General features: G+C 69.1%; 12 protein-coding genes and 1 tRNA gene. 10 read left to right on the top strand and 3 right to left on the bottom strand.

The genetic code is table 11. The features are described from left to right. The first annotated feature begins 79 nt into the window (after positions 1-79). Complete coding sequence (locus tag ACFY5C_RS30505; protein WP_389449994.1) at positions 80-646, top strand: ATP-binding protein; 567 nt, start codon at positions 80-82, stop codon at positions 644-646. A 255-nt stretch (positions 647-901) separates the two neighbouring features. After that, a complete protein-coding gene (locus tag ACFY5C_RS30500) occupies positions 902-1,252 on the top strand; it encodes a hypothetical protein (protein WP_389449991.1) in 351 nt (116 codons plus the stop codon). 453 nt (positions 1,253-1,705) lie between these two features. On the opposite strand, the gene ACFY5C_RS30495 is transcribed toward ACFY5C_RS30500, so the two are convergent. Then, positions 1,706-2,311 (bottom strand): dihydrofolate reductase family protein, encoded by a 606-nt coding sequence (locus ACFY5C_RS30495; protein WP_389449988.1) that lies wholly within the window; start codon positions 2,309-2,311, stop codon positions 1,706-1,708. An 88-nt stretch (positions 2,312-2,399) separates the two neighbouring features. On the opposite strand from ACFY5C_RS30495, the gene ACFY5C_RS30490 reads away from it, so the two are divergent. Next, on the top strand, positions 2,400-2,567 hold the full coding sequence (locus ACFY5C_RS30490; protein ID WP_389449986.1) for a hypothetical protein: 168 nt from the start codon (positions 2,400-2,402) through the stop codon (positions 2,565-2,567). Between the two features lie 412 nt (positions 2,568-2,979). Here ACFY5C_RS30490 and ACFY5C_RS30485 read toward each other — a convergent pair whose 3' ends face one another. Together ACFY5C_RS30485 and ACFY5C_RS30480 are read right to left on the bottom strand one after the other, a co-directional pair. Beyond that, complete coding sequence (locus ACFY5C_RS30485) at positions 2,980-3,837, bottom strand: hypothetical protein (protein WP_389449983.1); 858 nt, start codon at positions 3,835-3,837, stop codon at positions 2,980-2,982. A gap of 197 nt (positions 3,838-4,034) precedes the next feature. Next, positions 4,035-4,106 (bottom strand) — tRNA-Arg (locus ACFY5C_RS30480). Between the two features lie 195 nt (positions 4,107-4,301). On the opposite strand from ACFY5C_RS30480, the gene ACFY5C_RS30475 reads away from it, so the two are divergent. The 7 genes from ACFY5C_RS30475 to rho all read left to right on the top strand — a co-directional run bounded on the left by ACFY5C_RS30475 (position 4,302) and on the right by rho (position 13,639). Next, positions 4,302-4,787, top strand: coding sequence for a response regulator (locus ACFY5C_RS30475; protein WP_389450264.1), 486 nt, complete (start codon positions 4,302-4,304; stop codon positions 4,785-4,787). Positions 4,788-5,053: 266 nt separating this feature from the next. Next, positions 5,054-6,094, top strand: coding sequence for an ArgS-related anticodon-binding protein NrtL (gene nrtL / locus ACFY5C_RS30470; protein ID WP_389449980.1), 1,041 nt, complete (start codon positions 5,054-5,056; stop codon positions 6,092-6,094). Between the two features lie 17 nt (positions 6,095-6,111). Then, a complete protein-coding gene (gene lysA, locus ACFY5C_RS30465) occupies positions 6,112-7,503 on the top strand; it encodes a diaminopimelate decarboxylase (protein ID WP_389449977.1) in 1,392 nt (463 codons plus the stop codon). 148 nt (positions 7,504-7,651) lie between these two features. Further along, on the top strand, positions 7,652-8,941 hold the full coding sequence (locus tag ACFY5C_RS30460) for a homoserine dehydrogenase (protein WP_328430417.1): 1,290 nt from the start codon (positions 7,652-7,654) through the stop codon (positions 8,939-8,941). Positions 8,942-8,947: 6 nt separating this feature from the next. Beyond that, the gene (gene thrC, locus ACFY5C_RS30455; RefSeq protein ID WP_389449974.1) at positions 8,948-10,006 is read left to right on the top strand and encodes a threonine synthase; all 1,059 of its coding nucleotides are present in this window, start codon (positions 8,948-8,950) and stop codon (positions 10,004-10,006) included. Positions 10,007-10,312: 306 nt separating this feature from the next. Next, complete coding sequence (gene thrB, locus ACFY5C_RS30450) at positions 10,313-11,230, top strand: homoserine kinase (protein WP_389449971.1); 918 nt, start codon at positions 10,313-10,315, stop codon at positions 11,228-11,230. Between the two features lie 408 nt (positions 11,231-11,638). Next, positions 11,639-13,639, top strand: a complete 2,001-nt coding sequence (gene rho / locus ACFY5C_RS30445; RefSeq protein ID WP_389449969.1) for a transcription termination factor Rho — start codon at positions 11,639-11,641, stop codon at positions 13,637-13,639. Positions 13,640-13,863 lie beyond the last annotated feature (224 nt).

The following is a 13,863-nucleotide window of genomic DNA, read 5'->3' as shown; positions in this document are numbered from 1 at the left end:
CGCCGTCGACGTGGATAATAGTCCGTGGCGTCAACGGCCGCGCGGGCGCCACGTCCTGACCGTGTATCAGGGAGACGTTGTGTCCTTACCTGCGTACGAAGGGCTCCAACTGCCCGGCAGCGCTGCGCCCCGTGCGGGGCTGACGGTGACGCCGGAAGCGCACCGCGCCCCCTTGGGCCCCCGTAGGCTCACCGGCCCCGAAGTCCCGCGCACCTCGCCTCGTTCCGCCGCCCTGCTCCTGGTCGGTGCCGAACAGGGCTGCGGCCGAGCCCGCGACTTCGTCCGTCGCACGCTCGACGACTGGGCACTGGACCACTGCAGCGCCGACGCCCTCACGGTGGTCACCGAACTGCTGGCCAACGCCGTACTGCACGCCGTAACGCCCCCCTCTGCCGAGGCGACCCTTTCGCGCCCCGAGGGCGAGATCTGGCTGAGGCTCAGCCTCCGGCGCCCGGCCCACCTCGTCTGCGCTGTCGCCGACCCGAGCGACCACCCGCCTGTCTACCCGCACGCCGGCGACCCCTTCGACGAGCACGGCCGGGGGCTGCGCATCATCGACGCCCTGTCCGAACACTGGGGCTGGACCCGACGCCAGCCGGCGGGCAAGACGGTCTGGGCGATGCTGCCGACGGCCACGCAGGCCTGACCCGCCCTCCGGGACCCAGCCGTCGGTGCATCCGCAAATGTGCCGCAAATGTACGGCCGCACGCGCCTATTGAGGCAAGTACCCGAATAGGCCGCCATATTGCCGCCGTTTGGGGACGATCAGGGCAGTGGTGTAACGCGGTCGCGCCCGCATGACGCAGAACCAGGCAGAAGCAGGTCATCCGCGACGTCCGATTCCGGTTTCGCGGGATGGCTTACACCTCTCCGCCCGGCAACGCGTCAGAACGGATTCCTCGTGAACACCGACCCGATTCCCGGCTACCAGCCCTACGGCCAGCCGGCACCCCCCGACCCCTCCCAGCGCAACCAGGACACCGGACGCAGAGCGGCCCTGGCAATCTGTACGATTGCCGACGTCGCCGCAGGTCTTCTAGGCCTGTGGATCGTGCTGTACCTGCTCGACGCGAACCAGGGCAACGCGTTCGTGGAATTCGTGCACGGATCGGCGGACTGGCTGTCCGGATGGGCACAGGACATTTTCACGATGGACACAGAGGGGCTGCGCGTCCTCCTCAATTACGGCCTCCCCGCCGTCCTCTATCTGCTCCTCGGGCACGGAATTGCCGCCCGACTCAACAGGGCCTGACGGCATTACCCAGCGAAGGACCAGCTTTATGGCACCCACTCCCCACACTCCCACCGGAAGCGATCACCTGCCGATCTATGAAGACCTGGTGCGCGAACGCGGAGACGTCGTGACGGAAGCGCAAATAGCAGCCGCACACACCGAGCACCAGGCAGCAGAACTCCTGACCACCCCGGAAGCTCCTCACCGGGACCAGCCGACGGGACACCAACGTCACCCTCACTTCGGCTGAGCGGTGGCGGCAGGCCCGCCCCGAGGCACGGCCGCCGGACGCGACTCGGGGCTGCTGTTCGCCGAGTCGCCCGGCCCGCAGTTCGTCGCGTTCCTGGTTGCGCTGTTTCTCCGCGTCGCGGCGGCAGTGTCCTGACGTTGGCTGTTCGCCCCCTATTAGGTCTTGCTCCGCGCCCGCTGGCGCCGGCTTGGCGGCCGTCCGGACCGGCGGACGGGGCGACGTCACGCAGGGTCGCCGAGCGGCGGGTGCTCGAGCACGCGGGGCTTGTACTCGACCAGCTGGATGCGGCCGTCGAAGGTGCGGTGCTCGATCATCTCGAGGGCAACGTCCGGATAGCCGTCGTAGATGCGTTCTTCGCCCGTGGCCCCGGTGATCACCGGGAACATCACGACCCGGAAGCGGTCGACGAGTCCGGCTCGTAGCAGGGACCGGCACAGGCTGAGGCTGCCGATCGTGCTGAGGAGCCCCGAGCCACTCGACTTCATGGCGCGGACCGCCTCGACGGCGTCGTCACGGACGAGCGTGGAGTTGGCCCAGGTCAGTGGCTCCTCGAGTGAGGAGGAGAACACCACTTTGGACGCTTGCGTGAGCTCGTCGACGGACGCCTCTTCTTCGGGCCTGAACTCGTCCTGGCCAGTCGGGACCTCGCCTGCGGCGAAACCCGACATCAGACGGTAGGTGTTCGCCCCCATCAGGTAGGTGGCCTCGGGCTGCTCGCCGAGCCAAGCGAGGTACTCCGGGCCCTCAAGGCCCCAGAACCCGGGCCATCCCTCTCCCGATGCGTAGCCGTCGAGGGAGGTGATGAAGTCGACGAGAAGCTCCGACATGGCGGTGTCCTTTCCTAGGGTGTCACGAGCTTGGACCGGCAGGGAGCCACAAACTCATCGGCCGCGCTGTGGAGTACCGAGAAAACCCATGACGCTGCAGCCGATCAGGTCGGTGGAGCACTTCCGTGAGTACGGCCCCGCTCCGATCGACGGCGAACCGATCGCGCTGGTCTTCGCCGGCGTCTGCGGGGGCCATCTGTCCGCGATCGGAGTCAGCGGACAAGTCTGGAAGTCCACAGCGGCCTCCTGGTTTTGACGACTTCGAGGTCACGACCTGCTCGGTACGTCCAGCTAGTGGCGCGTGTGGCAGGAAGCCAGACCTCTTGCGCTCCTGCCGGATAAGGCGGACTCGCCCTTGGCTCGGAAGCCGTACCACCTCCGGGCCACGTGCATCACGAACTGGCTCCGCGCCGGCCTGCCTGTAGCCGAAGTGGCCAGGCGTGCTGGCGTCTCCCCGGAGGTCATCCATCGTCGTTATGCAGGCTGCATCGACGACAGCGAGGCGGAGAACAACCAGAAGGTGAGAGGGCTATGGGTCGGGCAGGCCTCGATGACTAGCTGCCTAGAGATGGCGAGAAAAGCTGAGCGGTCTCCTCGGCGCTCGTTCAGTTTTCCGCGCCAACTCGCGTACAGTGCTTGACCGTTAAATGCGCCGCTGCCGAGGCACCTCAGGAAACCCGACTGTGCAGCTCTATTTTTGCGGCGCGAACGAAAGCTACTTCCTCGTCGTCGAATTGCCGAGCAGCATCGAGGTACCTGCTGCTTAGCATGGGAGGGCGGCGCAAGTGCCCCTCGACGAGTGCCTCGAACTCTTCGTAGTCGAGGGCGTTGGTGGGCAGGGCGTTCCCGGCTTCGCGGCAGGACCGCTCCGCTGCTCGGGTTTCCTGAGTCTCGTGCTCGTCCCAGTCTGATGAATCGGAAGAAGCCGTCGATTGGAGACGGCGTAGACGAGAAAGCGCCTGTATGAGCCGCTCAGCGGCGGCACTGACGGGCTGTGGCTGATGATCCAACAGTCTATGGATCTTACCCTGGGCCCTCTCGAACGTGGCTTGGTGGCCGAGGTAGATCGCCATCGACTTAGCAGCGTTGGTCATCCCTGCGGCAGGCGCAGCTACGTCATCCGGGCCTTCTAGCTCGATGATCGTTTGAGTCGCCTTGAGCGTCGCGAGAGCATCGTCAATAGCGATTCTCCCTGCTCTGATGCTCTCCCGTGGCAGTTCTTGCGCGTTGTCCTCGACAAATCGCTCACCCACCTCAACTACGCGGTGAGCTGCAAGTAGGAAGGAGGCGTACGCCTCCCGCTGGATGCCACGACGCCACTGCAAATGAGCGGCATACGTCTCGGCACGGACAGCGTCCAATGCTGCACGGTAGGAAGAATCGGCTTGTGCCAAGCCCGCCTCAAGAGTGGCCTCCGCAGTGCGCATGGCGGCCTTCATCTGCCATCGGCCGATGAGCACCGTGGCGGGTATTCCGATCAACGCCACTCCGGCAGCGGAAAGCGCGGCTATCACCTCAAGATCCATGGCGTCATCGTGCCGCAACACAGGCGCGTGGCCTGACCGCGAGACCGAGCAGCACAAGGCTCGTCGTCCCCACACGCCGCTCACACGAGATCAGCGCCCAGCAATGACAAAGAGCGGGACCCAGTGAGACTGGTTCCCGCTCTTCATGCATGGCACCTGCGCTGGTCAACCACATCATCGTGCTGGTTGAGGCGAAGTGCCCCCGGCAGGATTCGAACCTGCGCACACGGCTCCGGAGGCCGTTGCTCTATCCCCTGAGCTACGGGGGCGTGTCGGGCGCCTTGCTTGGCGGCGACGGGTAGAACCCTACCAGCTTCGGTGGGGTGTTCATGAACGGGTTTGCGGGGTCGCGGCACGGGGTGTGACCTGGGGTGGCTTGCTCGCAGGGGGTGGAAGTGGGGAAAACCCGGACGCCGTGGCCGGTCCGGACCTACTCTCGAGTTGTGCCAGGCGCGTCGGGCCGGGTGCTTGTTGTGGACGACAACAAGGTCATCCGGCAGCTGATCAGGGTCAATCTCGAGCTGGAGGGGCTTGAGGTGGTGACCGCGGCCGATGGTGCCGAGTGTCTGGAAGTCATTCATCAGGTGCGGCCCGATGTGGTCACCCTGGATGTCGTCATGCCGCGGCTCGACGGACTGCGCACCGCCGCTCGGCTGCGTGCCGATCCCCGTACCCGTGATCTCCCCCTCGCCATCATCAGTGCCTGCACGCAGTACGAGGTCGACACCGGCCTCGACGTCGGCGTCGACGCCTTCCTCGCCAAGCCCTTCGAGCCCGCCGAACTAGTCAGCCTCGTAGGGAGGTTGATCGAGGTGAGGCGAGCTGGGGAACGGGCCCGGGAACGGGTCGGGGAAGGCGACGCCGGGAGCGCGGACAGGGCCGCGGACACCGCCGTGTTCGGAGGCATCCTGGGGGCAGCCGGCGAGGCCGCGGGGCGCACCGGAAGCTGAGACGCCGGGCGTTTCCGGATCGGCACAAGAGCGCGTCAGCGACCCGGCACCCCTGCCAACCAGAAGCCCCCCAGACGCACCCCAGCGCACCCAGGCGCATCCAGGGCACCCCGCGCGCCCAGGCGCACCCCAGCGCCCCCAGCCCCCAGGTAGCCCCGGCACCCACACACCGCCCGCCCCACCGCCCGGCCGCCCGCCCGTCCACATCCCGGACCCTCCCCAAACCCGTTCGCATACCCACCCCCCTCCTCCCATACGCTTGTCCCGTGACCCCCGTCGAGCTCTCCCGTACCGTGCTGCGCGCGGTGCGTCGTGCTGTCGATGACGGGGAGCTGCAGGTCGCCGTGCCCGAGCGGGTCGTGGTCAGTGCTCCCGGGCCCGGGGGCTGTGGGGACTACGCCACCAACGTCGCGCTCCAGCTGGCGCGCCCGGCCGGACAGCAGGCGAGGGACGTCGCCGCGATCCTGCAGGCCCACCTGCTCAGCACCGACGGCATCACCGACGTCGTAGTCACCGGGCCCGGGTTTCTGAACATCAGCCTCGGCGACACCGCCTCAGCCGCCCTCGTGGCGGAGATCCTGCGGCGCGGCACGCGGTACGGGTACGCCAACGGCCCCTCGGCGGACTTCATCCCGCTGTACTGCCCCCACGAGGTGCGGGCCGTCGTCGTGATGGACGCCCTCGCTCGGATTCTGCAGTCCCAGGGCGCCGCCGTCCGCACCGGATGCGAGGCGCCCCTCGATCCGCGCTGGGTCGACATCCTGGGCGTACGGGTCGACAGGCGTCGTATGCAGGACTCGCCCGCGCTGCCCTACTGCGACGTGCGTCCGGTGCCCGCCCCCGTCGACCCCGTCCCGCTCGGCCGTGACGCCGCCCGCTGGGCCCTGCTTCACCCCGCCGGTCACGACCGGCCCCGTATCACCGACGAGCACCTCGTCCAGCGTGAGAGCAACCCTCTCTTCCGCGTCCGGTACGCCCACGCCCGCACCCGGGCTCTCAGCCGTAACGCCGCCGACCTGGGGTTCGACGCCGAACCCGGGGAAGTACGGCACGAAGTCGCCGCCCTGCTCGCGGATCACCCCCGCGTCCTGGCCCAGGCGGCAGCCCACCGTGCCCCCGACCGTCTCGCCCGGCACCTCGTCACCGTCGCCGATGCCGTCCTGCCCCTGCTGCCCGCCGTCCTTCCCCGCGGTGCGGAGAAACCCTCGGCCACCCACCGCGCCCGGCTCGCGCTCGCCGAAGCCGCCGGGACGGTGCTGGCCGGTGGCCTGTCCCTGCTCGGCATCGACGCACCCGACCACATCTGAGAGAGCCCACGAAAGTCATGAGCCGTTCCGCACACCCCGCCGGGCCCCGCCACGCCGACGTTTTTCCCGAGGGCCACTACTCCGCGCCGCCCGCCGACCTCAACACCCTCGACCCGAAGGTGTGGTCCCAGACCGTCACCCGCAATGCCGACGGCGTCGTCACCGTCGGCGGTATCGACGTGAAGTCCCTCGCCGAACAGCACGGCACCCCGGCCTACTTCATGGACGAGGCCGACTTCCGGTCCCGGGCCCGCGCCTGGCGCAGCGCCTTCGGGACCGACGCCGACGTCTTCTACGCCGGCAAGGCGTTCCTGTCCCGCGCCGTCGTGCGATGGCTGCACGAGGAAGGGCTCAACCTGGATGTGTGCTCCGGGGGCGAGCTCGCGACCGCCCTCTCCGCCGGCATGCCCGCCGACCGCATCGCCTTCCACGGCAACAACAAGTCCGCGCAGGAGATCCGCCGCGCGATCACCGAAGGCGTCGGACGTATCGTCCTCGACTCCTTCCAGGAGATCGTCCGCGTCGCGCACATCGCGCAGGAGCTCGGCAAGCGGCAGCGCGTCCAGATCCGTATCACCGTGGGCGTGGAAGCACACACCCACGAGTTCATCGCGACCGCCCACGAGGACCAGAAGTTCGGGATCCCGCTGGCCGGCGGGCAGGCCGCCGAGGCCGTGCGGCGGGCGCTCCAGCTCGAAGGGCTGGAAGTCATCGGGATCCACTCCCACATCGGGTCGCAGATCTTCGACATGTCGGGCTTCGAGGTCGCCGCCCACCGGGTGGTCTCGCTCCTCAAGGACATCCGTGACGAGCACGGCGTCGAGCTGCCCGAGATCGACCTCGGGGGCGGGCTCGGGATCGCCTACACGAGTGACGACGACCCCCGTGAGCCGCACGAGATCGCCAAGGCGCTGACCGAGATCGTCACCCGTGAGTGCGAGGCCGCCCGTCTGCAGACGCCTCGTATCTCCGTCGAGCCGGGGCGCGCCATCGTCGGGCCGACCGCCTTCACGCTCTACGAGGTCGGCACCATCAAGCCGCTCGAGGGGCTGCGGACGTACGTCTCCGTCGACGGCGGCATGTCGGACAACATCCGTACGGCGCTGTACGACGCCGAGTACAGCGTCGCCCTCGTGTCCCGGACGAGCGACGCCGAGCCGATGCTCGCCCGTGTCGTCGGCAAGCACTGTGAGAGCGGGGACATCGTGGTCAAGGACGCGTTCCTGCCGGCCGACCTGGCGCCGGGTGACCTCATCGCCGTACCGGCGACGGGTGCGTACTGCCGGTCCATGGCCAGCAACTACAACCATGTCCTGCGGCCGCCCGTCGTCGCCGTGAACGACGGCGAGTCCCGGGTGATCGTCCGCCGGGAGACGGAGGAGGACCTCCTTCGTCTCGACGTCGGCTGAGCCGCACGAACGCGAGGTGGAAGATCTCCTGTCTGCCACCCGGTAGAAATGAAATAGATATCTCACGATCCGGACGAAGGGCAGAAAGTCCCGTCCGGTGAGTGAGACTGGTGCAACCGTAGACGGTAAGAGGAAACGAGGTCGGATGATGCGTACGCGTCCGCTGAAGGTGGCGCTGCTGGGCTGTGGAGTGGTCGGCTCAGAGGTGGCGCGCATCATGACGACGCACGCCGACGACCTCGCCGCCCGGATCGGGGCGCCCGTGGAGCTCGCGGGCGTGGCCGTACGGCGGCCCTCCAAGGTGCGTGAGGGCATCGACCCCGCGCTCATCACCACCGACGCCACCGCCCTCGTCAAACGCGGCGACATCGACGTGGTGGTCGAGGTCATCGGTGGCATCGAGCCCGCCCGCACCCTCATCACCACCGCCTTCGAGCACGGCGCGTCGGTCGTCTCCGCGAACAAGGCGCTGCTCGCCCAGGACGGGGCGGCCCTCCACGCGGCGGCGGAGGCGAACAGCAAGGACCTCTACTACGAGGCCGCCGTCGCCGGAGCCATCCCGCTGATCCGCCCGCTGCGCGAGTCCCTCGCCGGTGACAAGGTCAACCGGGTGCTCGGCATCGTCAACGGGACCACCAACTTCATCCTCGACAAGATGGACTCGACCGGGGCCGGGTATCAGGAGGCCCTCGACGAGGCCACCGCCCTGGGGTACGCGGAGGCCGACCCCACCGCCGACGTCGAAGGGTTCGACGCCGCCGCCAAGGCCGCGATCCTCGCGGGTATCGCCTTCCACACGCGCGTGCGCCTCGACGATGTCTACCGCGAGGGCATGACCGAGGTGACCGCGGCCGACTTCGCCTCCGCCAGGGAGATGGGCTGCACCATCAAGCTGCTCGCCATCTGCGAGCGGGCCGGGGACGGTGCGTCCGTCACCGCGCGCGTGCACCCCGCGATGATCCCGCTGAGCCACCCGCTGGCCTCCGTGCGCGGCGCCTACAACGCCGTGTTCGTCGAGTCCGACGCCTCCGGCCAGCTCATGTTCTACGGCCCCGGCGCGGGGGGTTCCCCGACCGCTTCGGCCGTGCTCGGCGACCTCGTCGCCGTCTGCCGCAACCGGCTCAGCGGGGCAACGGGGCCCGGCGAGTCGGCGTACGCCGCCCTGCCCGTGTCGGGGATGGGTGAGGTTGTCACCCGCTACCACATCAGCCTCGACGTGGCGGACAAACCGGGTGTTCTCGCCCAGGTGGCGACCGTGTTCGCAGAGCACGGTGTCTCGATCGATACGGTTCGCCAGCAGGGCAAGGACGGCGAGGCCTCCCTCGTCGTCGTCACCCACCGTGCGTCCGACGCGGCCCTCGTCGGGACCGTCGAGGCGTTGCGCAAGCTCGACACCGTGCGGGGTGTCGCCAGCATCATGCGGGTTGAAGGAGAGTAACCAGCAATGACCCACCAGTGGCGCGGAATCATCGAGGAGTACCGGGACCGGCTGCCCGTCTCCGACACCACGCCGGTCGTGACGCTCCGTGAGGGCGGCACGCCCCTCGTGCCCGCGCAGGTGCTCTCCGAGCGCACGGGCTGCGAGGTCCACCTCAAGGTGGAGGGCGCGAACCCGACCGGGTCCTTCAAGGACCGCGGCATGACCATGGCCATCACGCGGGCCAAGGAGGAGGGCGCGAAGGCCGTCATCTGTGCCTCCACCGGCAACACCTCCGCCTCCGCCGCGGCCTACGCCGTCCGCGCGGGCATGGTTTCGGCCGTTCTCGTCCCGCAGGGCAAGATCGCGCTCGGCAAGATGGGCCAGGCCCTCGTGCACGGCGCGAAGATCCTCCAGGTCGACGGCAACTTCGACGACTGCCTCGCGCTCGCCCGCGACCTGAGCGACAACTACCCCGTGGCGCTGGTCAATTCGGTCAACCCGGTCCGTATCGAGGGGCAGAAGACGGCCGCCTTCGAGATCGTGGACATGCTGGGCGACGCCCCCGACATCCACGTCCTTCCGGTGGGCAACGCGGGCAACATCACCGCGTACTGGAAGGGGTACAAGGAGTACGCCGCCGACGGTGTCGCGACGCGGACCCCGCGGATGTGGGGCTTCCAGGCGTCCGGCTCGGCACCCATCGTGCGGGGCGAGGTCGTCAAGGATCCGTCGACCATCGCCACCGCGATCCGCATCGGCAACCCGGCGTCCTGGCAGTACGCGCTCGCCGCACGGGACGAGTCCGGCGGGTTCATCGACGAGGTGACGGACCGTGAAATCCTGCGCGCCTACCGGCTGTTGGCCGCGCAGGAGGGTGTCTTCGTCGAGCCCGCGTCCGCCGCGTCCGTCGCCGGTCTGCTGAAGGCCGCCGAGCAGGGCAAGGTCGACCCGGGCCAGCGCATCGTCTGCACCGTCACCGGCAACGGCCTCAAGGACCCCGACTGGGCCGTCGCCGGCGCCCCGCAGCCCGTCACCGTCCCGGTCGACGCGGCCACGGCGGCCGAGCGGCTCGGACTGGCGTAAGCACTGGCGCAAGCGGGCCACACCCCGTCGTACGGGGCTCGCGTCCGCGGGTACGAGGGCGCTTACCTGGGGACCTTCCCTACGGGGGTGCACAGGGGGCATACGACACGCATCGTGCGCCTCCTGTGCGCCCTATGTCGCCACAGAACCTACCTTCGATAGGCTGTACCGAACCCGCCCGCCGCATATGCCTCCGCATGGGGTGCGGTGCCGCGCCGTCTCCGCGGCCCGGAAGCGGCCCCAGGGGTGTTCGTACGTCATCGAATGTCTTCGACAATCACGCAGCTCAAGGAGAGTCATCGAGCGATGGCCGGTCCAGCGTTCCGCGCCGCTGCCGTCCGGGTGCGCGTCCCCGCCACCAGCGCCAACCTCGGCCCGGGCTTCGACGCCCTCGGCCTCTCGCTGGGGCTCTACGACGACGTCGTCGTCCGGGTGGCCGACACCGGACTGCACATCGACATCGCGGGTGAGGGCAGCGAGACGCTGCCGCGTGACGAAAGCCACCTTCTCGTACGCTCCCTGCGCACCGCCTTCGATCTGCTCGGCGGCCAGCCGCGCGGACTCGAGATCGTCTGCGCCAACCGCATTCCGCACGGCCGGGGCCTCGGTTCCTCGTCGGCCGCCATCTGCGCCGGCATCGTCGCCGCGCGCGCCGTGACCATAGGCGGCGAGACCAAGCTCGACGACACGGCCCTGCTGGAGCTCGCCACCGAGATCGAGGGCCACCCCGACAACGTGGCGGCGTGTCTGCTCGGCGGGTTCACCCTCTCCTGGATGGAGGCGGGTGCTGCGCGGGCGATCAGGATGGAGCCCGCCGATTCCATCGTTCCGGTGGTTTTCGTGCCCGGGAAGCCGGTACTCACCGAGACCGCGCGCGGCCTGCTCCCGCGCACCGTGCCGCATGTCGACGCCGCCACCAACGCGGGCCGTGCCGCCCTGCTCGTAGAGGCCCTGACCAGGCGCCCCGAGCTGCTGCTGCCGGCCACCGAGGACCGTCTCCACCAGGAGTACCGCGCGCCCGCCATGCCGGAGAGCGCGGCGCTGGTGGAGCGACTGCGGGCCGACGGAGTGCCGGCGGTCATCTCCGGCGCGGGTCCCACCGTCCTGGCGCTGGCAGATCACGACAGTGCCGACAAGGTGGCCCATCTGGCAGGCGACGGCTGGGCCGCGAACCGGCTCGAGCTGGATGCCCAGGGAGCGAGCGTGCTGCCGCTTGCGACCTGACACTCGGTTGCCGGATTTCGAGAGGGGGAATGTTTGTTGGATCCGGTAGTGTTAATCTCAAGTCTGCACCCGACCCCACCATGGCGAGGTGCTTGTTGTCCCCGTCAGGGACAGACATTCTTCCGGGAGCCTCCCAAGCCGCACTGTGTTCCGTACGACGTACGTGAGCAGTACCTCGTACGCGGGCGCTGAGCGACTTGCCGGGCACGCTCCGGAACCGGCGCGACCGAGCCGAGTGACACAGACACTCCGTGCCACGGCTCTGGGAACCGTCATCACCAGATATTTCCTCCGCCGCTTTGGCGGACCACCGCCCCGGCACGGTCCACACACCAGGGACCGAAGCCGGACAGCACAACCGGTCGCCGAGCCAGACAGGCCGACGTCCGCTCCAGGGAAGGACCCTTCGTGAGCGACACCACCGATCTGATGGGCGCACGTGTCGAGGAGACCGCTGCCGCGCCCGCCACGGACGCCTCCGCGCCTGCCAGCGGTGCCGGCTCCCGGCGGCGCCGCGGTACCGGCCTCGAGGGCATGGTGCTGGCCGAGCTGCAGCAGGTCGCATCCGGCCTCGGCATCAGGGGCACCGCGCGCATGCGCAAGAGCCAGCTGATCGAGGTCATCAAGGAGGCGCAGGCCGGAGGAGGTGCCGCGGCTCCCAAGACGGAGGCCGCGACCGAGACCAAGCCCAAGCGCCGCGCCACCTCCAAGGCTCGTACCGGCGAAGACGCCGAGAAGAAGGCGGAGAAGGCGGCTGAGGCCCCCGCCGAGAAGGCCGTGGCCCAGCAGCAGATCGAGATTCCCGGCCAGCCGGCCAGCGACGACGCCCCGGCCGAGCGCCGCCGTCGCCGGGCCACCGCCGATGCCGGCGCCCCCGCGGCCGCCCCCGAGACGGTCGCCGCCGAGGCGAAGAGCGAGCCGAAGACCGAGACGCCCGCGCAGTCGCAGGGCGACGCCAAGGGCGAGGCCGGTGACGGCGGCGAGGGCCGTCGTCGTGACCGCCGCGAGCGCGGCCGCGACCGTGGCGAGCGCGGTGACCGTGGCGACCGCGGTGACCGCCGCAAGGGCGACGACCAGCAGGGCGGCGGCCGCCAGGACCGTGGCCAGCAGCAGAGCCAGCAGCAGGGCGGCGGCCGTCAGGACCGTGGCCAGCAGCAGGACGACGACGACTTCGAGGGTGGCCGTCGTGGCCGTCGCGGGCGTTACCGCGACCGTCGGGGCCGTCGCGGCCGTGACGACATGGCCTCGGAGCCGCAGATCAACGAGGACGACGTCCTGATCCCGGTCGCGGGCATCCTGGACATCCTCGACAACTACGCCTTCATCCGTACGTCGGGCTACCTGCCGGGCCCCAACGACGTGTACGTCTCCCTCGCCCAGGTCCGCAAGAACGGCCTGCGCAAGGGCGACCACATCACCGGTGCGGTCCGTCAGCCCAAGGAAGGCGAGCGGCGCGAGAAGTTCAACGCGCTGGTCCGCCTCGACTCCGTCAACGGCATGGCGCCCGAACACGGCCGCGGCCGCCCGGAGTTCAACAAGCTCACCCCGCTGTACCCGCAGGACCGGCTCCGTCTGGAGACCGACCCGGGCGTGCTGACCACCCGCATCATCGACCTCGTGTCGCCGATCGGTAAGGGCCAGCGTGGTCTGATCGTGGCCCCGCCGAAGACCGGCAAGACCATGATCATGCAGGCGATCGCCAACGCGATCACGCACAACAACCCCGAGTGCCACCTGATGGTCGTCCTCGTCGACGAGCGTCCGGAAGAGGTCACCGACATGCAGCGGTCGGTGAAGGGCGAGGTCATCTCCTCGACCTTCGACCGTCCCGCCGAGGACCACACGACGGTCGCCGAGCTCGCCATCGAGCGTGCGAAGCGACTGGTGGAGCTGGGTCACGACGTCGTCGTGCTGCTCGACTCCATCACGCGTCTGGGCCGTGCGTACAACCTCGCCGCGCCCGCCTCCGGCCGCATCCTGTCCGGTGGTGTCGACTCGACCGCCCTGTACCCCCCGAAGCGCTTCTTCGGCGCGGCCCGCAACATCGAGGACGGCGGCTCGCTGACCATCCTCGCCACCGCGCTGGTGGACACCGGGTCCCGCATGGACGAGGTGATCTTCGAGGAGTTCAAGGGCACCGGCAACGCCGAGCTCAAGCTCGACCGGAAGCTCGCCGACAAGCGCATCTTCCCGGCGGTGGACGTCGACGCGTCCGGTACCCGTAAGGAAGAGATCCTGCTCGCCCCCGACGAGCTTGCCATCGTCTGGAAGCTGCGCCGGGTGCTGCACGCCCTCGACCAGCAGCAGGCGGTCGAGCTGCTCCTCGACAAGATGAAGCAGACGAAGTCGAACGCCGAGTTCCTGATGCAGATTCAGAAGACGACGCCGACCCCCGGCAACGGCGACTAGGCGCTCCGCTGCGAGAGCCGAAGGACCCCCGTGGTACTTCGGCCGCGGGCCGTCTTGTGGCTGATCGCGCCCGCGCGGCGGAGCCGCAAATTCAATACACCCCCGCGCCCCTTTGGGGCGCGTCGAGGCCGCCCCACGTCATTCAGTGACGTGGGGCGGCCTTTTGGCGCTGATAGGGACGGGCGTGTCAGTACGCCCCTTCCTACTCTTGTGTCTCTGGGGGG

Origin of the sequence: Streptomyces sp. NPDC012935 (genome assembly GCF_042900345.1) — a bacterium.
Classification (GTDB): Bacteria; Actinomycetota; Actinomycetes; order Streptomycetales; family Streptomycetaceae; genus Streptomyces.
This window is presented reverse-complemented; position numbering and strand designations above follow the sequence as displayed.